This window comes from Nocardioides panacisoli, assembly GCF_019448235.1.
Classification (GTDB): domain Bacteria; phylum Actinomycetota; class Actinomycetes; order Propionibacteriales; family Nocardioidaceae; genus Nocardioides; species Nocardioides panacisoli_A.
Window position 1 is genome coordinate 3,347,287 of record NZ_CP080409.1, and the last position, 18,912, is coordinate 3,366,198.

Genomic DNA, 18,912 nt, shown 5'->3' on the forward strand with positions numbered 1-18,912 from the left:
GAGGCATGCAGACCACCGTCGTGACCGGTGACATCACCACCCAGCAGGTCGACGCCGTCGTCAACGCGGCCAACCGCGCCATGCGTGGCGGAGGGGGCGTCGACGGCGCGATCCACGCCGCCGGTGGACCGGCCGTGCTGGCCGACTGCGAGGCACGCTTCCCCGACGGCCTCGCCACCGGCGACGCCGGATGGACCACCGCGGGGGAGATGCCCGCCCGCTGGGTCATCCACACCGTCGGCCCCAACCGGCACGCCGGCGAGGACGACCGCTCGCTGCTGGTCTCCTGCTACGCCCGGTGCCTGGGTGTCGCCGGCGAGCTCGGTGCGCGCACGGTGGCGTTCCCGCTCGTCGGGGCCGGGGTCTACGGGTGGTCGGCCGAGGAGTCGATCACGGCGGCCCTGGAGGCCTTCGAGGGCATGGGCACCGTGGTCGAGGAGGCCCGCTTCGTCGCCTTCGGCGAGGCGGCGTACGACGTCGCCCGGCAGGCGCTGGGGCGCTGACTCCGGGCCGGCTCAGCCCTGCTCGACCACGTGGTCGATGCAGCGGGTGAGCGCCTCGACGTCGGCGGGGTCGATCGCGGGGTACATCGCGATCCGCAGCTGGTTGCGGCCGAGCTTGCGGTAGGGCTCGGTGTCGACGATGCCGTTGGCGCGCAGCGTGGCTGCGATGCCTGCGGCGTCGATGGACTCGTCGAAGTCGATCGTCCCGATCACCAGGGAGCGGTGGGCCGGGTCGGCGACGTACGGCGTGGCCCAGCTGGTGCGCTCGGCCCAGTCGTAGAGCGCGGTGGCCGAGGCCGAGGTGCGCTGCACCATGCCGGGCAGCCGTCCGTTGGCGTTCATCCAGTCCAGCTGCTCGGCCATCAGGAACAGTGTCGCGACCGAGGGCGTGTTGTAGGTCTGGTTCTTGGCCGAGTTCTCGATCGCGGTCTGCAGGTCGAGGAACGCCGGGATGTGGCGGCCGGACTCCTTGAGCCGCGCGACGCGCTCCAGCGCGGCCGGCGACATGATGGCGATCCACAGTCCGCCGTCGGAGGCGAAGCACTTCTGCGGGGCGAAGTAGTAGACGTCGACCTCGCGGAGGTCGACGGGCAGCCCTCCGGCGCCGGAGGTGGCGTCGACCAGGACCAGCGCCCCGTCGTCGGTGCCCGTGGGCCGCTCCACCGGCGCCATCACGGCGGTCGAGGTCTCGTTGTGGGCCCAGGCGTAGGCGTCGACGCCGGGTTCGGCCTTCGGCTGGGGGCGCGAGCCGGGGTCGGCGCTGATGACCGATGCCTCGAGCCACGGCGCGCTGTCGACCGCCGCGGCGAACTTCGAGGAGAACTCACCGAAGCTCAGGTGCTGCGAGCGCTGGTCGACCAGGCAGAAGGTCGCGATGTCCCAGAACGCCGTGGCGCCGCCGTTGCCGAGCACCACCTGGTAGCCCTCGGGGAGCCCGAACAGCTCGGCCAGCCCGTCGCGCACCCGACCCACGGTGTCCTTCACCGGCGCCTGGCGGTGCGAGGTGCCGAGCAGGGAGGTGCCGGTGGCGGCCAGCGCGTCGAGGTGACCGGTCTGGATCTTCGACGGGCCGGCGCCGAACCGGCCGTCGGCCGGCTTGAGGTCGGCGGGGATCTGCAGTGCGGGCCCGGGAGCGTCGGTCACGGGGGCGCCTTTCGTCAGCTGATGGATGCGAACCTGCGCTGACGACACTGTCAGGTGGTGCCTATTGTGTCAGCCCGCGGGGGAGGACCCGCAATCCAACCGAGGGGCGGAGCAGGGAGGTGTGCGGTGCTGCGCATCGAGCGCGTCGGCTACGACCACCCCGACGCCGCGGCGCTGATCGAGCAGGTGCAGGGCGAGTACGTCGCCCGCTACGGCAGCCGTGACGACAGCCCGATCGACCCGCTGATGTTCGTGGCGCCCGAGGGCACGTTCCTGGTCGGCTACGTCGGCGCGGAGCCGGTCGCCTCGGGGGCGTGGCGTCGTTCGCCGGTCCGTGCGCTGGGCGGCACGTCGGCCGCGGAGATCAAGCGGATGTACGTCGCCGCCCACCACCGCGGCGCCGGCCACGCCCGCGCGCTGTTGGCCGAGCTCGAGCGCACCGCCGCCGAGGCGGGCTACGACCTGCTGGTGCTCGAGACGGGCACCCGCCAGCCCGAGGCGATCGAGCTCTACCGGTCCGCGGGCTACGAGGCGATCCCCGGCTTCGGGCACTACAAGGCGGAGCCACTGTCGCGCTGCTTCGGCAAGCTGCTCTGACCGGTCAACCCCGGTCGCCGGGAGCCCGGGGTCCCGGTGGTCGAGCCTGTCGAGACCTCAGATGGAGAGCACCAGGATGACCAGCACGGTCAGGCCGATCAGCAGGCCCACGACGGTCGGGCTGAGCCCGAGCGAGTTCGTCTGGGTGGTGGGGACGGACGCGGACTCCTGCTCCTCGCGACGGGGGCGACGGCTCGGCGGTGCCACGGGCGCCGGCGGCAGGTCCTCGGCCGGGTCGGTCATCAGGTCGGCGGGCGGTCCGAACGGTTCGTTGCTGCCGTCCCACCCGTTGATGCCGTCCTGGCGCAGGGCGCCGTCCTCGTAGCGGTACTGCCAGCTGCGCTCGTCCTCGCCGACGAAGCGGACCTCGCCGGCGGAGACGAACGGCGCGATCGCGAGGTAGAACGCCGTCGCCTGGTCCGACCACTTCGGGTCGCCGTCCTCGTCGGTGGCCAGCAGCAGCCGCTCACCGTCGCGCGTCACGGCGGCGCCGACGTACCGGGCGAGGTCGTCGAGCGTGCCGAGGTCGGCGTCACCGTCGAACCACCCCTGCAGCGGCGCCATCGCGCCCCGCGCGGCGTCGAGCGCACGGGGCTCCTGCTCGGCGGGCAGCACCAGCAGCCCGGCGGTCGCCATCGAGTAGCCCATGCGCCGATGGTAGTGGCGCGGTCACGGGCGTGGGGGTGCTCAGGCGCCCCAGGCGTCGTTCCAGCCCTCGATCTCGGTCGCGGGCCGGGTGCCGGGGCCGGTGTAGACCGCCGAGGGGCGGATCAGGCGTCCGGTGGTCTTCTGCTCCAGGATGTGGGCCGACCAGCCGCCGGTGCGCGCGCAGGTGAACATCGAGGTGAACAGGTTGGAGGGAACCTCGGCGAAGTCGAGCACGATCGCGGCCCAGAACTCCACGTTGGTCTCCAGCACGCGGTCCGGGCGCCGCTCGCGCAGCTCGGCCAGCGCCGCCTTCTCCAGCGCCTCGGCGACCTCGTAGCGCGGCGCGTCCAGTTCGCGCGCCGTACGCCGCAGCACCCGCGCGCGGGGGTCCTCGGCGCGGTAGACGCGGTGGCCGAAGCCCATCAGTCGCTGGCCGGAGTCGAGCAGGTCCTTGACGTAGGCGTCGGCGTCGCCGGAGCGCTCCACGTCCTCGATCATGCCGAGGACGCGCGAGGGCGCGCCGCCGTGCAGCGGGCCGCTCATGGCGCCGATGGCGCCGGAGAACGCGGCCGCCACGTCGGCGCCGGTGGAGGTGATGACGCGGGCGGTGAACGTCGAGGCGTTCATGCCGTGCTCGGCCGCCGAGGACCAGTAGGCGTCGATGGCGTGGGCGTGCTTGGGGTCGGCCTCGCCCTTCCAGCGGATGAGGAACTTCTCCGCCAGCGTGCGGCCCTTGTCGACCTCGCTCTGCGGGACCAGCGGGCGGCCGATGCCGCGGGCGGACTGGGCGGCGAAGGACAGCACCATCACCGCGACGCGGGAGAGGTCGATGCGTGCCTGCTCGTCGCTGATGTCGTAGGTCTGGCCGAAGCCGAACTGGGAGGCGAGCTGGGCGATCGCGGACTGGACGTCGACGCGGACGTCGCCGGTGTGGACGGGCAGGGTGACCGCTTCGGCGGGGGGCAGGCCGGGCGTGAAGGCGCCGTCGATGAGCAGGCCCCAGACGTTCTCGAAGGGCACCCGGCCGGCGAGGTCCTCGATGTCGACGCCGCGGTAGCGCAGTGCCGACCCCTCCTTGTCGGGCTCGGCGATCTTGGTGTCGAAGGCGACGACGCCTTCCAGTCCGTGGTGTACCTCGGGCATCGTGCGACTCCTTCGTCTGCGGGTGCCGGCTGGCGGTTCCCGGAGCCGGCGAAAGACTCACTCGCGGGGCGACGGTGTGCGCCGCCGCGCGTCGCCAGCATTCTGCCCCACCCACTAGGTTGCCCCCATGGGTGGTCAGTCGGAGGAACCCTCACCGATCGCAGCGCTGCGCCGGGAGTACGGCGACGCGGGCCTGCACGAGTCGGACCTGGACCCGGATCCGTTCGCGATGTTCGACCGCTGGTTCGCCGAGGTGCGTGACGCCGGCCTGCACGAACCCAACGCGATGGTGGTGGCCACCGTCTCGGTCACCGGGCAGCCGTCGGCGCGCTACGTGCTGCTCAAGGGCGTCACCGAGGACGGCTTCGCGTTCTTCACCAACGCGGCCTCGCGCAAGGGCGAGGACCTCGCCGTGGAGCCGCGGTGCGCGCTGCTCTTCCCGTGGCACCCGCTGGAGCGGCAGGTGCGGATCGAGGGCGAGACCGTGCCGCTGTCGCGGGAGGAGGTGGCGGCGTACTTCGCGGGGCGGCCGCGGCGCTCGCAGCTGGGCGCGCACGCCTCGCACCAGTCCCAGGTGGTGGCGGACCGCGACGAGCTGGGTGCGGCGTACGCCGCGGTGGAGGAACGCTTCGAGGGCGCCGACGTCCCGGCGCCGGAGGAGTGGGGTGGCTACCGGGTGCGGCCGGCGTCGTTCGAGTTCTGGCAGGGCCGTCCGGGGCGGCTGCACGACCGGCTGCGCTACCGCCGTGAGGGCGCGGAGTGGCACATCGAGCGCCTCGCGCCCTGAGGGCGGTCGACGTCCCACGACTTGGTGAGTGAGCACTCACTCAGTTAGCGTCGTCGCGTGCCCCGCGCCGCCCCGCTCTCGCCCGAGGAACGTCGTACCGCCCTGATCGATGCCACGCTGCCCCTCCTGGTCGAGCACGGGCGCGCCGTCACGAGCAAGCAGATCGCCGAGGCCGCCGGCGTCGCCGAGGGCACGATCTTCCGCGTCTTCGCGACCAAGGAGGAGCTGGTCGAGGCGACGCTGGCCCGTGAGTTCGAGCCCGGTGAGTTCGCGCGACAGCTCGACGAGGTCGACGCGTCGCTGCCGCTGCGTGACCGACTCGTCGTGGTCGCGACCGCGATGCAGTGCCGCTTCCAGCGGGTCTTCGGGCTGATGCGTGCGGTGGGCATGGTGGCCCCGCCCGACCACGTCCACGACGAGGCGCACCGTGAGCGCATGGACGCCCTCGACGAGCGCCTGGCCGCGCTGCTCGCCCCCGACGCCGACCGCCTCCGCCTGCCGCCCGCCCGGGTGGTGCAGTTGCTGCGCATGCTGACCTTCGCCGGCTCCCACGAGGACATCGCGGAGGGGCACCTGCTCGCACCCGAGGAGATCGTCGACACCCTGCTGCACGGCGTGCAGGAGGGGAAGTGATGCTGGTCCGCCTGCTCCGGGAGCACCTCGGCCGCTACCGCGCGTGGCTGGCCACGATCGTGGTGCTCCAGTTCGTCGCGACCGTGGCCATGCTCTTCCTGCCGAGCATCAACGCCGACATCATCGACGAGGGCGTCGCCGTCGGCGACACGGGCCGGGTGGTCGAGCTCGGTGGCGTGATGCTGCTGGTGACACTGGGCCAGGCGCTGTGCCAGGTCACCTCGGCGTACTTCGCCGGCCGCGCGTCGATGTCCTTCGGCCGCGACGTACGCGCCGCCATCTTCAAGCGGGTCGGGACCTTCTCCACCCGCGAGGTCGCGGAGTTCGGCGCCCCGTCACTGGTCACCCGCGCCACGAACGACGTGCAGCAGGTGCAGATGCTGGCGATGATGACCTGCACCATGGCGGTCACCGTGCCGATCATGATGGTCGGCGGCGTCCTGATGGCGATGCGGGAGGACTTCGGCCTGTCGTGGCTCATCGTCGCCACGGTGCCGGTGCTGTTCGTGTGCATGGGCATCGTCGTCTCGCGGATGGTGCCGGCGTTCCGGGCCGTCCAGGACCGCCTGGACGCGGTCAACCGGATCCTGCGCGAGCAGGTCACCGGCATCCGGGTGGTGCGCGCCTTCGTCCGCGAGCCGCAGGAGCGCGCGCGCTTCGAGGAGGCGAACGCCGACCTCACCCGGGTCTCCCTCACGGCCGGCCGCTGGATGGCCACGATGTTCCCGCTGGTGCTCGTGGTCGCCAACATCGCCAGCGTCGGCGTGGTGTGGTTCGGCGGCCACCGGGTCGACGACGGCTCGATGCAGGTCGGGGCGCTGACCGCGTTCATCGCCTACCTGATGCAGATCCTGATGTCGGTGATGATGGGCACCTTCATGCTGATGATGGTGCCGCGGGCGGCTGTCAGCGCCGACCGGATCACCGCGGTCCTGGACACGGTCACCTCGGTGGCGCCACCCCTCGAGCCGGTGACCACGCTGGACCTCGCCGGTCACCTCGACCTGGACGGCGTCGGCCTCACCCACCCCGGCGCCGAGCAGCCGGTGCTGCGCGACGTGTCCTTCTCGGTGCGCCCGGGCGAGACGGTCGCGATCATCGGCGCCACTGGCGCCGGCAAGACCACGTTGGTCAACCTGGTGCCCCGGCTTCTGGACGCCACCGAGGGCGCGGTGCGCGTCGACGGCGTCGACGTCCGCGACCTCGACCCGGAGATCCTCTGGTCCCGGGTCGGGCTCGTGCCGCAGCGCGCCCACCTGTTCTCCGGGAGCGTCGCTGAGAACCTGCGCCACGGCGACCCCGGCGCGAGCGAGGACGAGCTGTGGGAGGCGTTGGAGATCGCCCAGGCGCGGGATTTCGTCGCTGCGATGCCCGACGGCCTCCACACCCAGCTGACCCAGGGCGGCACCAACGTGTCCGGCGGCCAGCGCCAGCGCCTCGCGATCGCCCGGGCGCTCGTACGTCGCCCGGAGGTCTACCTCTTCGACGACGCCTTCTCCGCCCTCGACCTGGCCACCGACGCCCGGCTGCGGGCGGCACTGGCTCCCGCGACCCGCGACGCCGCCGTGGTCGTCGTGGCCCAGCGGATCGCCACCATCCGCGACGCGGACCTGATCGTGGTGCTCGAGGACGGCGAGGTCGTCGGCCGCGGCACCCACGCCGAGCTCAGCGCGTCCAACCCGACCTACCGCGAGATCGCGACGAGCCAGGGTGTCGAGGTGGCCGCATGAGCGAGCGCGACGGCACCCTGAAGCAGACCGAGCGGATCGCCGCGGCCGGCGGCCCCGGACGCGGCCCGGGCGGCAACGTGGGGGAGCGGGCGGACGACTTCCGTGGCTCCGCCCGACGCCTGGTGCGCCTGCTGCGACCCGCCCGCGGACGCGCCGTCGCCGTGTTCGTCATGGCCGCGCTCAGCGTGACCGCGACGGCACTGGGCCCGTGGCTGCTCGGCAAGGGCACCGACATCGTCTTCGGCGGGTTCCTCGGCAGCCGCCTCCCCGCCGGCACCACGGTGGACCAGGCCGCCGACGCCGCCGAGGCGCGCGGCGAGGGCAACCTCGCCGACCTGCTGCGCGGCACCGACGACCTGGTGCCCGGGCAGGGCATCGACTTCGACGCGCTGGCCCGTGTGCTGCTGCTGGTGCTGGTGATCTACGTCGTCGGCGCCGCGCTGAGCTGGGTGCAGGGCTACCTCGTCGCCGGCGTCGTGCAGGACACGGTGCGGCAGATGCGCACCGACGTCGAGGACAAGGTGCACCGGCTGCCGCTGTCCTACGTCGACCGGCAGCCGCGCGGTGAGCTGCTCAGCCGGGTGACCAACGACATCGACAACGTCGCGCAGAACCTCCAGCAGACGATGAGCCAGCTGCTCACCGCACTGCTCACCGTCGTCGCGGTGCTGTCGATGATGCTGTGGATCAGCCCGCTGCTCGCGCTGATCGCCGTGGTGACGGTGCCGGTGTCGATGTTCGTGACCACCCGGATCATGCGGGTGTCGCAGCGCGAGTTCATCGCCCAGTGGCGGCGTACGGGACGCCTCAACTCCCACGTCGAGGAGAGCATCACCGGGCACGAACTGGTCAACGTCTTCGGCCGCCGCGCCGCGGTGAGTGAGGAGTTCGACCGCCAGAACGAGCAGGTGTACGCCGCCTCGTGGAAGGCCCAGTTCGTCTCGGGCCTGATCATGCCGGTCATGATGCTGATCGGGAACCTCAACTACGTCGCGATCGCGGTCGTCGGCGGGCTGCGGGTGACCAGCGGGGCGCTGACCATCGGCGAGGTGCAGGCGTTCATCCAGTACAGCCGTCAGTTCACCCAGCCGCTCACGCAGATCGCCTCGATGGCGAACCTGCTCCAGTCCGGCGTCGCGTCGGCGGAGCGGGTCTTCGAGCTGCTCGACGCGCCGGAGGAGGTCCCCGACGTCGATCATGCCGCAGGTGCCGCCGTTGCTGGTCGAGCCGGTGCGAGCGCCGGTGAGTCCCTTGCTGGTCGAGCCGGTGCGAGCGCGGGCGAGCACCGTGTCGAGACCACCCGCGGCGAGGTCCGGTTCGAGGACGTCTCGTTCTCCTACGACCCCGACCAGCCACTGATCGAGCACCTGTCGTTGGTCGCGCGGCCCGGGCAGACGGTGGCGATCGTCGGCCCGACCGGGGCGGGGAAGACCACCCTGGTCAACCTGGTCCTGCGGTTCTACGAGCTCCACGGCGGGCGGATCACCCTCGACGGCACCGACATCACCGCGATGCCGCGCGCCGACCTGCGCGGCCGCGTGGGGATGGTGCTGCAGGACGCCTGGCTGTTCGAGGGCACGATCCGCGACAACATCGCCTACGGGCGTCCGGGGGCGACCGAGGCGGAGATCGTCGAGGCCGCCCGCGCCACCTACGTCGACCGCTTCGTCCGCTCCCTGCCCGAGGGCTACGACACCGTGGTCGCCGACGGCGGCGGCAACCTCTCCGCGGGCGAGCAGCAGCTGGTCACCATCGCCCGCGCCTTCCTCGCGCGTCCGCCGCTGCTGATCCTCGACGAGGCGACCAGCTCGGTCGACACCCGCACCGAGTTGTTGCTGCAGCACGCGATGGCGGCGCTGCGCAGCGACCGGACGTCGTTCGTGATCGCCCACCGGCTCTCCACCATCCGTGACGCCGACCTGATCCTGGTGATGGAGGAGGGCCGCATCGTCGAGCAGGGCGGCTACGAGGAGCTGGTCGGGCGGGGCGGTGCCTTCGCGCGGCTCCACGCCGCGCAGTACGCCGCGGCCGCGGTCGACTGAGGGACCGGAAACCCGTTGTGCCGCTTGGGGCGGCGGCGTACCTTCGTCGTACACGGGAAAGGAGGTGGTCCGAAGTTGAATTCTTCAAGGACGCGTGAGGTGGCTGTCCGCTAGCAGCCCCCAGCAGATGAGCGGCTGCTGGCGAATCCGAAGCAGCCACCCGACCCGCAGGTGATCCGGGAACGTCCCCCGGACGAGGCCACACGGCCACACCTGCGGGTCGCTCATTTTTGACCGTGCCCGGGAAGTTGATGCGCGCAACCAGATCCAATATAGTTGTCAACATCAACCAATCTGGAGGTGGCGTGAGCCAGGCACGCAGCGCAGGGGACCCGGTGACTCAGGCGGGACCGACGCCCACGGCGGCAGCGGGCCCGACGATGACGCACCGCGAGGTGCTGGAGGCGATGAGCGGGCTGCTGCTCGCCATGTTCGTCGCGATGGTCTCGAGCACGATCGTCACCAACGCGCTGCCGGTGATCGTCACCGACCTCGACGGCTCCCAGACCGGTTACACCTGGGTCGTCGTCGCGCTGTTGCTTGCGATGACCGCGACCACCCCGCTGTGGGGCAAGCTCGCCGACCTGTTCGACAAGAAGCTGCTGGTGCAACTCGCCCTGGTCATCTTCAGCATCGGGTCCTTGGTCGCCGCCCTGGCGCCCAACATGGGCGTGCTGATCACGGCCCGCGTCATCCAGGGCCTGGGCGTCGGCGGGCTGACGGCGCTGGTGCAGGTGATCATCGCCGGCCTCGTCTCGCCCCGCGAGCGCGGCCGCTACACCGGCTACATCGGCGCCACCTTCGCCGTCGCCACCGTCTCCGGACCGCTGGCCGGCGGGCTCATCGTCGACAGTCCGCTCGGCTGGCGGGGCTGCTTCTACGTCGTGCTGCCCGTCGCCGTGGGCGCCTTCGTCGTGCTGCAGCGCACGCTGCACCTCCCGACCCGACGCCGCGAGGTCAGCATCGACTACCTCGGCGCGCTCCTGCTCATGGGTGGCGTCAGCGCGCTGCTGATCTGGATCTCCCTGGCGGGCAACTCCTTCGACTGGGGATCCGCGCCCAGCCTCTCGCTGGTGGCCCTGGGCGTCGTCCTGGTTGCTGCCGCGACCTGGGTCGAGGCCCGCGTCGCCGCCGACCCGATCATCCCGCTGCGACTGTTCCGCGACCGCACCACCCGGTTGGCCACCATCGCCTCCGCCTCGATCGGATTGGCGATGTTCGGCGCGACGGTCTACCTCAGCCAGTACTTCCAGCTCTCCCGCGGCATGTCGCCCACGCAGGCGGGCCTGATGTCGGTGTGCATGGTGGGCGGGCTGCTCGTCTCCAGCATCCTCACCGGCCGGGTCATCGCCGCCACCGGCTACTGGAAGCGCTGGCTCGTCGGGGGCGCCGCCGTCGCCACGCTCGGCCTCGCGCTGCTCGGCACCATCGACGGGGACACCCCGATCTGGCTGGTCGGCGGCTACATGGCCGTCCTCGGCACCGGCATCGGCGCCACGATGCAGAACCTCGTGCTCGCGGTGCAGAACAACACCGCGTACGCCGACATGGGTGCGGTCAGCTCGACGGTCGCCTTCTTCCGCACCATGGGCGGCTCCGTCGGTGTCTCGGTGCTGGGTGCGGTGCTCGCCCACCAGGTGGCCGACCGGGTCGAGACCGGCGTCGCCGACCTGGCCGCCAGTGGACGACTGGATCCCGAACAGCTGGCCGAGCTCCAGCACTCGCATGGCAGCATCCCGGACGTGTCTGCCCTGCCCGACCCCCTCCGTGTGCTCTACGAAGGTGCCTTCGGTGAGGCCGCCGGTCACCTCTTCCTCATCGCCGCGCCGCTGGGGCTGCTCGCGCTCATCTGCGTGCTGTACATCAAGGAGGTGCCGTTGCGCACGACCATCGAGTCCGAGGACGAGATCGCCGGGCGCGCTCCCGAGCCGACCGCGGAGCCCGGTCGATGAGTCGGCGTGACGACGCCCTGCAGCACATCGAGCACGAGCTCGGCGTGCTGCTGCGCCGCGCGCGCCGGGTGGTGGCCCAACGGGCGGCCGAGGTGCACCCCGACCTGCAGACCGGTGCCTACCTGATGCTGGGCCACCTCCAGCGCTGCGGTGCGCTGCGGGCCTCCGCCCTCTGTGAGGTGCTCGACCTGGACAAGGCGGCCGTGAGTCGCCACGTCCAGCACCTGCTCGAGCTCGGCCTGGTCGACCGGACCCCGGACCCCGAGGACGGTCGGGCCACCCTGATCGTCCCCAGCGAGCAGGGCCGCGCCCAGATGCAGCAGGTGCGCGAGCAGCGCCGCCGCGGCATGGACGAGCGGCTGGCGGACTGGCCCACCAGCGACCTGGAGGACCTGGTCGGCCTGCTGGAGCGCTACAACTCCGCCTTGGGCTGAGGCCGAAGGTCAGCCGAAGGTGTCGGGGTCCACGGTGATCCAGACGTGCTCGGCCGCTGCCAGCACCTCGCCGTCGGCGTCGTGCAGCGTCGTCGCCGTGAACGTCTTCCGGCCCTCGGCCCCGCGCACGGCGCCGGTGACGACGTACCGCTCGCTGGTCCGGGGCAGCCGGCGGATGCGGACCGTGATCTGGCCCAGCACCATCATCCGTTCGGCGATGTCACTCGCCCAGGCCCCGGGACAGTCCAGCGCGCCCCAGGTGATCGGGACCGACACCTCGTACGGCGTCCACGTCGCGGCCACGCGCCCCGGCTCGACCGGGCCCGCGAACACCCGCAGCCCGTCGTCGGAACGCCGGTCGGTGCCGCACACGAAGCAGGTGGGGAACGGGTGGCTCGCCAGGCCGACGTACTTCTCCTCGGCCTCGCTGGCGCGGGCCACGGTGACCGGCGGCAGCGGCTCCGGCTCGAGTTCGGCGTACGACGCCTCGGCCACCGTGCGGCCCTGGTGGGTCGCCACCGACCCGGTGGGGGTCTCGGTGAGGGCCAGGGGCGTGTCCAGTGGCGGCGGTCGGTGCAGGCGGACCGTCACCGCGGTGTCGCGGGAGCCCGGCAGGTCCTGGGCGAGGGAGCCCGCGGTCCAGCCGCCGTTGCCCGAGTTCGCGGGGCCGTTGAACCGGCGCGGCACGATCAGCGATTTCACGGACTCCAGCCTGCCAGCGGAACCACGGATGAGACACAATGGCGTCGTGAGCGACCTGATCGACACCACCGAGATGTACCTCCGCACGATCTACGAACTCGTGGAGGAGGGGATCGTGCCGCTGCGCGCCCGCATCGCCGAGCGGCTCCACCAGAGCGGTCCCACGGTGTCGCAGACCGTCGCCCGCATGGAGCGCGACGGCCTCCTGACCGTCGAGGGTGACCGCCACCTCGAGCTCACCGACGAGGGCCGCCGGCTCGCGACCTCGGTGATGCGCAAGCACCGCCTCGCCGAGCGCCTGCTCACCGACGTCATCGGCTTGGAGTGGGAGCTGGTCCACGAGGAGGCGTGCCGCTGGGAGCACGTCATCTCCGAGAACGTCGAGCGCCGCCTCATCCAGCTGCTCGACCACCCGACCGAGTCGCCGTACGGCAACCCCATCCCCGGCCTCGCCGAGATCGGGGAGACCGCCGAGGGCGAGGAGTTCATGGCCGGCGTCGAGCCGCTCTCCAAGGCCGCCGGCACCGAGAGCAGCCGCGCCCTGGTCCGCCGCATCTCCGAGGAGATGCAGAAGGACGAGTCGCTCATGAGCGCCCTGCGTCGCGTCGGTGCCATGCCCGACAAGGCCGTCAACATCCAGGCCACCCCCGACGGCGTCATGGTCGGCGCCGGCGGCGAGACCGCCGAACTGGTCACTGACGCCGCCGACCACATCTTCGTCAAGAAACTTTGAGGCGGGTGCGGGATCCCCGGTTAACCGGGGATACCTTCACTTCCATGGTCTTGCAAGACCATGGAAGTACCAGTTTCCCCGGTTGACCGGGGATTCCGCACCGCCGCCAGCCGCGGCAACCATTCGCTCGTGCCGACGTCGAGGCGGTACGTCGCGAGGTCGTCGCCGCGGGTGGGGCCGCGGTTGACGATGACGACGGGGACGCCGAGCTTGGCGGCGCGCTTGACGAAGCGCAGGCCGCTCATGACCGTCAGGCTCGATCCGGCGACGAGGATCGCACCACCGGAGTCGGCGAGGGCGTCGACGGCGGCGTAGCAGCGGGCGACCCGGTCGGGCGGGACGTTCTCGCCGAAGAAGACGACATCGGGCTTGAGCACGCCGCCGCAGCCGTCGCAGCCGGGGACCACGAAGTCGGCGGTGTCGTCGAGCTCGACGTCGCCGTCGGGGCGGACCGGCGCGGCCCGGTGGCGCTCGAGCCACCCGGGGTTGGCGGCGCCGAGCCGTTCCTGCAGCGCGGCGCGCGGCGACGTACGCCGGCACTCGAGGCAGACGACGTCGGCGATACGGCCGTGGAGCGCGACGACGCGGGGGGTGGCGCTGGCCTCGTGGAGGCCGTCGACGTTCTGGGTGATCACCAGGTCGGCGCCCAGCGCCGCGACGGCGCGGTGCCCGTCGTTGGGCACGGCCGCGCCCATGCGGGTCCAGCCGAGGTGGCTGCGTGCCCAGTAGCGCTGCTGGGCGCCGGGCCCGGAAACGAACTCGTCGTAGGTCATCGGCTGCCGCGGCGGGCTGTCGGGGCCGCGGTAGTCGGGGATGCCGGAGTCGGTGGACAGCCCCGCGCCGGTCAGCACGACCAGCGGTCGCGTGCCGAGCAGCTCCAGTGCGTCCACGTCACGAGCCTACGAGCGGGACGAAGCGGAACGGACCGTGCCGGGTCACCTCGGGCCCGTCGTCGCCGCGCACCACGCGCAGCATCTGGCCGCTGACCGGCACCACCAGTACGCCGCCCGGTGCGAGCTGGTCCACGAGCTCGCCCGGCAGGGCCGCGGCCTCGGCGGACACCAGGATCCGGTCGTACGGCGCCCCGTCGGGCCACCCGAGGACGTCCGGCCGCGCCTCGTGCACCACCGCCTCGACCCGCTCGCGGGCGAACGCGACCAGCTCCGGCACCCGCTCGACGGCGACCACGTCGCCGGCGTCGCCGGTCAGCCACGCCGCCAGCGCGGTGGTCCAGCCGGACCCGGCGCCCACGTCGAGCACCCGGTGACCCGCGCCGACGTCGAGCAGGTCGAGCATGATCCGGACGGTGGTCGGCTGGCTGTTGGTGGCGCCGTACCCGAGTGGGAGCGGGGCATCGAGTGCGGCGCGGGCCTGCTGGTCCCGGGGCAGGAAGCGGCGCCGGTCGACCGCCCGCATCGCCTCGGCCGCGCGTCCCATGGGTTCAGCCGTAGCGCAGGCGGGCCTTCGCGCGCCGCTTCTCCGCCTCGACCTCGCGGTCCTTGGGCGGCGCGGTCGTGGTGAGGCCGTCCAGCAGCCGCTGGGTGGCGTCGGCGACCTCCGCGACCGCCTGCTCGAACGCGGCGGCGTTGGCCTGTGAAGGCTTGGGGGATCCGCTGATCTTGCGCACGTACTGCAGCGCGGCGGAGTGCACCTCCTCCGACGTCGCCGGCGGCGCGAAGTTGTGCAGGGGGCGGATGTTGCGGCACATGCCTCCACGGTACGCCGGGCGGGCCGCCGGGGCTGCCCGTCGAGCCTTGCGGGGGCCGCCGCGGCAGTCCCACCATCCGGGGGGAGGTGCGACCGGGGCCGCCGATCGGTGCAACGATGCAGGCATGGCAGCTTCCAACGCAGGCGACCGCCCCTACGACCTGGTGCTCCTCGGCGCCACCGGCTTCACCGGTGGGCTGACGGCCGAGTACCTCGCCGACCACGCGCCCGCCGGACTGCGGTGGGCCCTCGCCGGCCGCAACCAGGGCAAGCTCGAGGCCGTACGCGACCGGCTCGCCGAGCGCAACGGATCGCTGGCCGACCTGCCGCTGCTGCACGCCGACGCCGGCGACGCGGGCAGCCTGGCCGAGCTGGCCAGCCAGACCAAGGTCGTCGCGACCACGGTCGGCCCCTACCTGGAGCACGGCGAGCCACTCGTGCGCGCCTGCGCCGAGGCCGGCACCGACTACCTCGACCTGACGGGTGAGCCGGAGTTCGTCGACCGGATGTACGTCGCCCACCACGAGACCGCTCGCGCCACCGGCGCACGCCTGGTCCACGCCTGCGGTTTCGACTCCATCCCGCACGACCTCGGCGCCTACTTCACCGTCCAGCAGCTGGCCGCCGACGGTCCGATCACCACGCCGGTGACGATGCGCGGCATCGTCCGGGCCGGAGCGGCGTTCTCCGGTGGCACCTTCGCGTCCGCGCTGACCGCGATGTCGCGCGCGAAGCAGATGAAATCCGCGATGAGCGAGCGCAAGGCGGTCGAGCCGCGTCCCGAGGGTCGCCGTGCCAAGCCCGTGGGCGGCAAGCCGCACAAGGACCCGCTGCTGGGCTACTGGCTGCTGCCGATGCCGGTGGTCGACCCGCTGATCGTGGCGCGCAGCGGCGCCGCGCTGCCGGCGTACGGCCCCGACTTCCGCTACTCCCACTACGCCGGCACCAAGACCCTGCGCTACGCCGCGGGTGGTGCCCTCGGCGTCGGTGCCATCGGTGTCGCGGCCCAGGTGCCGCCGGTGCGGGAGTTCCTCAAGAAGCGCGTGCCGCAGGGCGAGGGGCCCGACGAGCGGCGCCGCGAGAAGTCGTGGTTCACCGTCGACGTGGTGGGCGAGACCGACGGCCGCACCGTGCACGCGCGGGTGAGCGGGGGCGACCCCGGCTACACCGAGACCGCGAAGATGCTGGCCGAGGCGGCGATGTGCCTCGCGCTCGACGACAACCCCGAGTCCGCCGGGCAGGTCACCACCGCCCAGGCGATGGGTGACGCCCTCCTCGCGCGGCTCCAGACGGCCGGGATTGATTTCACCGTCCTGTGAAGAATGCGATTTCCGGTGCCGGGAATGACATTCTAAATATCGGTCGAATGCCGCTCCCGCACAACTGGGAATGACGGGTCCGCCCCTATTCGGTGCGCTTGCCCGTTGGTCCCAGAATACCGCAGATCTCCACTGTTGACCGTGCTCCCGGGCAGGCGGGTTGTCCTAGCATGAAAAGGACATTCCGCTATTACGGGAGCTCACAATGGAAGATTTCTGGGACCAGATCGACTGGGCATCCATGGTGCAGAACGTGGTATTCGCGATCGTCATCCTCGTCGTCACCTGGATCGTCGCGACCCTCGTCAAGACGCTGTTCGCCCGGCTCACGACCAAGGTGCCTGCGCTGCAGGGCGACGGCGGGAGTGGCGACACACTCGGCGCGTCACTGGGCCAGGTGGCCTCGCTGCTGGTGTGGCTGTTCGGCCTCATCGCCGTGCTCCAGGTGTTCGCGCTCGGCCAGGTGCTGGCGCCCATCCAGGGGCTCCTCAATGGGATCTTCGAGTTCCTGCCCAACATCATCGGCGCGGGATTCGTCTTCTTCGTGGGAGCGCTGGTCGCCAAGATCGTGCGCCAGCTCATCCACACGGCACTGACGGCCCTGCCCTACGAGCGATGGCTGAGCACGGCCAACGCCAAGGCGGGGGAGGCCACCGGGACCGGGGGGACCCGGGTCGACACCGACCGTCAGGGCTCCCTGGCCAGGACGCTTCCCACCACCCTGGCGACGGTCGTCTACGGGCTGATCATGCTGCTGGTCGCGATCGCTGCCCTGCAGGTGTTGGGCATCGAGTCGATCTCCCGCCCCGCCGAGCAGATGCTGCAGACCATCTTCGACGCGGTCCCGAGCATCGTCGCCGCGTTGGTCCTGCTCGGCATCGGTGTCGCCATCGCCCGGTTCGTCGGTGGGATCCTCGAGCAGTTGCTGGTGGGTGCCGGCACCGACCGGGCGCTGCGCGAGATCCAGGTGCTGCCCGAGGACAAGGAGGCCAGCCCCGTCATCGCCAAGGTGGCGCAGGTCGGCATCGCCCTGTTCTTCGCGGTCGCGGCGGTCCAGCTGCTGGGGTTCCCGCAGCTGACGATCATCCTCAGTGAGGTCCTCGAGCTCGGCGGGCGCGTGCTGTTCGGTGGCGTGATCGTGGTGGCGGGCGTCTTCATCGCCAACCTGGTCTCCGGGTTCCTCTCGGGGCACGCGAGCACCTTCATCCGCTACGCGATCATCGTGCTGTTCGCCGCGATGGGCCTCAACTACATGGGCGTCGCCAACCGGATCATCGAGCTCGGCTTCGGTGCGTTGGTCGTCGGCGGCGCGCTGGCCGCAGCGCTCGCCTTCGGGCTCGGTGGCCGCGAGGCCGCGGCGCGCCAGCTCGAGCAGTTCCGGCAGGGGACGGGGTCCGGGACGGGGGGCTCCGCGACCTGACCGACCGACGTCCACGCCGGGGACCCAACGGCGCAGCGCACCCCGATCGAGCCGGTCGGGGTGCGCTGCGTCCGGGACCGTCTCCCGGTGCCGTTCACACCGGGGTGATGGGCAGCGAGGTCCGCTCCTCGAAGGCGAAGTCGGTGCCGGTGCTGAACTTCGTCACCGCCACCTCGGGCCGCTCCTCGGCGGGCTCGGCGCGGCGTACGACGTCGGCGGTCCAGGCCTCCCCGGCGGGTGTCACCTCGACGTCGAGGTGCGGGTCGACGGCCTGCACGATCGCCTGCAGGGCGTCGGGCGCGTCCGGGCCGACGAGCGAGATCCATGCCTCGTCCTCGTGTGCCGGGCCGGGCCGGACGGTCAGCGTGCCGTCGGGGACCGGCACGTCGGCGTCGACGTACGCCGCGGGGTTGAGCAACGGGTGCAGTGCGAGCACGCGTCGCGCACCCGCCTCGTCGCGGGTGACGCCCAGGGCGCGGGCGAGCCGCAGGGCGCCGATGCCGGCCGCGCCGACGAGCTGCTGGCGCCGCAGCGAGAGCAGCTGGGCCTCGTCGGCGGCGCGGCCGCGCACGGCCATCGCGAACCCGCGGTCGAGCAGGTGCATCTGCAGGCACACCTCGTCGGCGATGCGCACCAGGGCGGAGTGGGAGAACGCGGCGAAGTCGACGTCGGTGACCAGCGGCCCGGCGTAGTCGGCCGCGCCGTCCTCGGTGGGGTCGATCGGCGCGAGGGCGATGCCGGCGGCGCGTGACCGCTCGTTGCGGGCCAGTGCGGGGATGCCCTCGGCCTCGGGGTGGCTGTCGTCGATGGTCACCGTCCAGGCGCAGTGCGGCTGGCGGTCCGCGGGCGTGCGGGGAGGTCGGTGGATCGGGCGCACCTGCGCGCGGGGATGGCTCGCGATGGCGGTGGCGTCGAAGGTCGGGTCCTCGATGTCGTGGCACATGCCGCGCACGTAGTCCTCGCCCATCGGCTCCACGTCCATGAGGGCGCCGCAGTGGTCGAGGTGGAACTCGCCGTGGTGGGCGTCGTGGACGGTGTAGCGGAAGTCCATGAACTGCGGGGGAGCCCCGATGTCGAGCTGCAGGCCCTTGAAGATGGTGACGACGTCGCCGCGGCCCGGGGTCGCGGGGGCGTACCCGAGCGCGGCCTGCATGCGACGGGTGTAGACCGGGCTGGACGCGGCCCACTCCTCGATCGCGATCTGCAGCATCTCCTCGCGCCCGAAGGCTTGGATGCACCACGCCATCCCGGACCGGTCGATGAGCTGTCCCATCAACAGCAGCTCGGGCACGACCACCGCGAGGTCGGCGCGGGAGAGATCGGCGTACCGGCTGCGCACTGGCATGGGTCCTCCGTGGGGTGGTGGTGACGATTCCCTTGCCAGAGTAGTGCAACGTGTTCTAGTTTGGACAGGTGTCC

19 protein-coding genes are annotated in these 18,912 nt (G+C 72.0%); 11 read left to right on the forward strand and 8 right to left on the reverse strand.

Annotated elements, in window-relative coordinates; genetic code table 11:
- The first annotated feature begins 5 nt into the window (after positions 1-5).
- On the forward strand, positions 6-503 hold the full coding sequence (locus KUV85_RS16340; RefSeq protein ID WP_219960944.1) for a macro domain-containing protein: 498 nt from the start codon (positions 6-8) through the stop codon (positions 501-503).
- A gap of 12 nt (positions 504-515) precedes the next feature.
- On the opposite strand, the gene serC is transcribed toward KUV85_RS16340, so the two are convergent.
- Entirely contained in the window at positions 516-1,646 is a 1,131-nt protein-coding gene (gene serC / locus KUV85_RS16345) for a phosphoserine transaminase (RefSeq protein WP_219960945.1), read from the reverse strand.
- 126 nt (positions 1,647-1,772) lie between these two features.
- On the opposite strand from serC, the gene KUV85_RS16350 reads away from it, so the two are divergent.
- Entirely contained in the window at positions 1,773-2,243 is a 471-nt protein-coding gene (locus tag KUV85_RS16350) for a GNAT family N-acetyltransferase (RefSeq protein ID WP_219960946.1), read from the forward strand.
- 57 nt (positions 2,244-2,300) lie between these two features.
- Here the strand turns inward: KUV85_RS16350 and KUV85_RS16355 are convergent, their stop codons facing one another.
- Together KUV85_RS16355 and KUV85_RS16360 are read right to left on the reverse strand one after the other, a co-directional pair.
- Positions 2,301-2,891, reverse strand: a complete 591-nt coding sequence (locus tag KUV85_RS16355) for an OprD family porin (RefSeq protein WP_219960947.1) — start codon at positions 2,889-2,891, stop codon at positions 2,301-2,303.
- Between the two features lie 39 nt (positions 2,892-2,930).
- Positions 2,931-4,034, reverse strand: a complete 1,104-nt coding sequence (locus tag KUV85_RS16360) for a citrate synthase 2 (RefSeq protein ID WP_219960948.1) — start codon at positions 4,032-4,034, stop codon at positions 2,931-2,933.
- Between the two features lie 127 nt (positions 4,035-4,161).
- Between KUV85_RS16360 and pdxH the strand changes: the two genes are divergently transcribed.
- The 6 genes from pdxH (at position 4,162) to KUV85_RS16390 (ending at position 11,612) form a co-directional block, all read left to right on the forward strand.
- Positions 4,162-4,821 carry a pyridoxamine 5'-phosphate oxidase gene (pdxH, locus tag KUV85_RS16365; protein WP_219960949.1) on the forward strand — a complete coding sequence of 220 codons (660 nt, stop codon included), beginning with the start codon at positions 4,162-4,164 and terminating at the stop codon, positions 4,819-4,821.
- Positions 4,822-4,878: 57 nt separating this feature from the next.
- Positions 4,879-5,454, forward strand: a complete 576-nt coding sequence (locus KUV85_RS16370; protein WP_219960950.1) for a TetR/AcrR family transcriptional regulator — start codon at positions 4,879-4,881, stop codon at positions 5,452-5,454.
- Positions 5,454-7,184, forward strand: a complete 1,731-nt coding sequence (locus KUV85_RS16375) for an ABC transporter ATP-binding protein (RefSeq protein WP_219960951.1) — start codon at positions 5,454-5,456, stop codon at positions 7,182-7,184. Before KUV85_RS16370 ends, KUV85_RS16375 begins: the two co-directional genes overlap by 1 nt.
- Positions 7,181-9,226 (forward strand): ABC transporter ATP-binding protein, encoded by a 2,046-nt coding sequence (locus KUV85_RS16380; protein WP_219960952.1) that lies wholly within the window; start codon positions 7,181-7,183, stop codon positions 9,224-9,226. The genes KUV85_RS16375 and KUV85_RS16380 overlap by 4 nt, the downstream gene beginning before the upstream one ends.
- Before the next feature lie 335 nt (positions 9,227-9,561).
- A complete protein-coding gene (locus KUV85_RS16385; protein WP_219960953.1) occupies positions 9,562-11,178 on the forward strand; it encodes an MDR family MFS transporter in 1,617 nt (538 codons plus the stop codon).
- Complete coding sequence (locus KUV85_RS16390) at positions 11,175-11,612, forward strand: MarR family winged helix-turn-helix transcriptional regulator (protein ID WP_219960954.1); 438 nt, start codon at positions 11,175-11,177, stop codon at positions 11,610-11,612. Before KUV85_RS16385 ends, KUV85_RS16390 begins: the two co-directional genes overlap by 4 nt.
- A 9-nt stretch (positions 11,613-11,621) precedes the next feature.
- On the opposite strand, the gene KUV85_RS16395 is transcribed toward KUV85_RS16390, so the two are convergent.
- Positions 11,622-12,314, reverse strand: coding sequence for a hypothetical protein (locus tag KUV85_RS16395; RefSeq protein WP_219960955.1), 693 nt, complete (start codon positions 12,312-12,314; stop codon positions 11,622-11,624).
- Between the two features lie 46 nt (positions 12,315-12,360).
- Here KUV85_RS16395 and KUV85_RS16400 point away from each other — a divergent pair, with 46 nt between their 5' ends.
- Complete coding sequence (locus KUV85_RS16400; RefSeq protein ID WP_219960956.1) at positions 12,361-13,047, forward strand: metal-dependent transcriptional regulator; 687 nt, start codon at positions 12,361-12,363, stop codon at positions 13,045-13,047.
- Positions 13,048-13,067: 20 nt separating this feature from the next.
- On the opposite strand, the gene KUV85_RS16405 is transcribed toward KUV85_RS16400, so the two are convergent.
- Genes KUV85_RS16405 through KUV85_RS16415 form a run of 3 tightly spaced genes read right to left on the reverse strand, consistent with a single transcriptional unit; the run spans position 13,068 to position 14,755 of the window.
- The gene (locus KUV85_RS16405) at positions 13,068-13,937 is read right to left on the reverse strand and encodes a Sir2 family NAD-dependent protein deacetylase (protein WP_219960957.1); all 870 of its coding nucleotides are present in this window, start codon (positions 13,935-13,937) and stop codon (positions 13,068-13,070) included.
- A 1-nt stretch (position 13,938) separates the two neighbouring features.
- The gene (locus KUV85_RS16410) at positions 13,939-14,484 is read right to left on the reverse strand and encodes a protein-L-isoaspartate O-methyltransferase family protein (protein WP_219960958.1); all 546 of its coding nucleotides are present in this window, start codon (positions 14,482-14,484) and stop codon (positions 13,939-13,941) included.
- A 4-nt stretch (positions 14,485-14,488) separates the two neighbouring features.
- Complete coding sequence (locus KUV85_RS16415) at positions 14,489-14,755, reverse strand: DUF2277 domain-containing protein (protein WP_219960959.1); 267 nt, start codon at positions 14,753-14,755, stop codon at positions 14,489-14,491.
- 124 nt (positions 14,756-14,879) lie between these two features.
- Here KUV85_RS16415 and KUV85_RS16420 point away from each other — a divergent pair, with 124 nt between their 5' ends.
- Positions 14,880-16,073, forward strand: a complete 1,194-nt coding sequence (locus KUV85_RS16420) for a saccharopine dehydrogenase family protein (protein WP_219960960.1) — start codon at positions 14,880-14,882, stop codon at positions 16,071-16,073.
- A gap of 205 nt (positions 16,074-16,278) precedes the next feature.
- The gene (locus KUV85_RS16425; RefSeq protein ID WP_219960961.1) at positions 16,279-17,493 is read left to right on the forward strand and encodes a mechanosensitive ion channel; all 1,215 of its coding nucleotides are present in this window, start codon (positions 16,279-16,281) and stop codon (positions 17,491-17,493) included.
- A gap of 94 nt (positions 17,494-17,587) precedes the next feature.
- Here KUV85_RS16425 and KUV85_RS16430 read toward each other — a convergent pair whose 3' ends face one another.
- Positions 17,588-18,838 carry a hypothetical protein gene (locus KUV85_RS16430; RefSeq protein ID WP_219960962.1) on the reverse strand — a complete coding sequence of 417 codons (1,251 nt, stop codon included), beginning with the start codon at positions 18,836-18,838 and terminating at the stop codon, positions 17,588-17,590.
- Between the last annotated feature and the right edge of the window lie 74 nt (positions 18,839-18,912).

Bases quoted from the DNA above. Each gene is read 5' to 3' on its own strand.
- KUV85_RS16340 (WP_219960944.1), top strand. From the start codon at position 6: ATGCAGACCACCGTCGTGACCGGTGACATCACCACCCAGCAGGTCGAC.
- KUV85_RS16355 (WP_219960947.1), bottom strand. From the start codon at position 2,891: ATGGGCTACTCGATGGCGACCGCCGGGCTGCTGGTGCTGCCCGCCGAG.
- KUV85_RS16360 (WP_219960948.1), bottom strand. From the start codon at position 4,034: ATGCCCGAGGTACACCACGGACTGGAAGGCGTCGTCGCCTTCGACACC.
- pdxH (WP_219960949.1), top strand. From the start codon at position 4,162: ATGGGTGGTCAGTCGGAGGAACCCTCACCGATCGCAGCGCTGCGCCGG.
- KUV85_RS16375 (WP_219960951.1), top strand. From the start codon at position 5,454: ATGCTGGTCCGCCTGCTCCGGGAGCACCTCGGCCGCTACCGCGCGTGG.
- KUV85_RS16380 (WP_219960952.1), top strand. From the start codon at position 7,181: ATGAGCGAGCGCGACGGCACCCTGAAGCAGACCGAGCGGATCGCCGCG.
- KUV85_RS16390 (WP_219960954.1), top strand. From the start codon at position 11,175: ATGAGTCGGCGTGACGACGCCCTGCAGCACATCGAGCACGAGCTCGGC.
- KUV85_RS16410 (WP_219960958.1), bottom strand. From the start codon at position 14,484: ATGGGACGCGCGGCCGAGGCGATGCGGGCGGTCGACCGGCGCCGCTTC.
- KUV85_RS16415 (WP_219960959.1), bottom strand. From the start codon at position 14,755: ATGTGCCGCAACATCCGCCCCCTGCACAACTTCGCGCCGCCGGCGACG.
- KUV85_RS16420 (WP_219960960.1), top strand. From the start codon at position 14,880: ATGGCAGCTTCCAACGCAGGCGACCGCCCCTACGACCTGGTGCTCCTC.
- KUV85_RS16425 (WP_219960961.1), top strand. From the start codon at position 16,279: ATGGAAGATTTCTGGGACCAGATCGACTGGGCATCCATGGTGCAGAAC.
- KUV85_RS16430 (WP_219960962.1), bottom strand. From the start codon at position 18,838: ATGCCAGTGCGCAGCCGGTACGCCGATCTCTCCCGCGCCGACCTCGCG.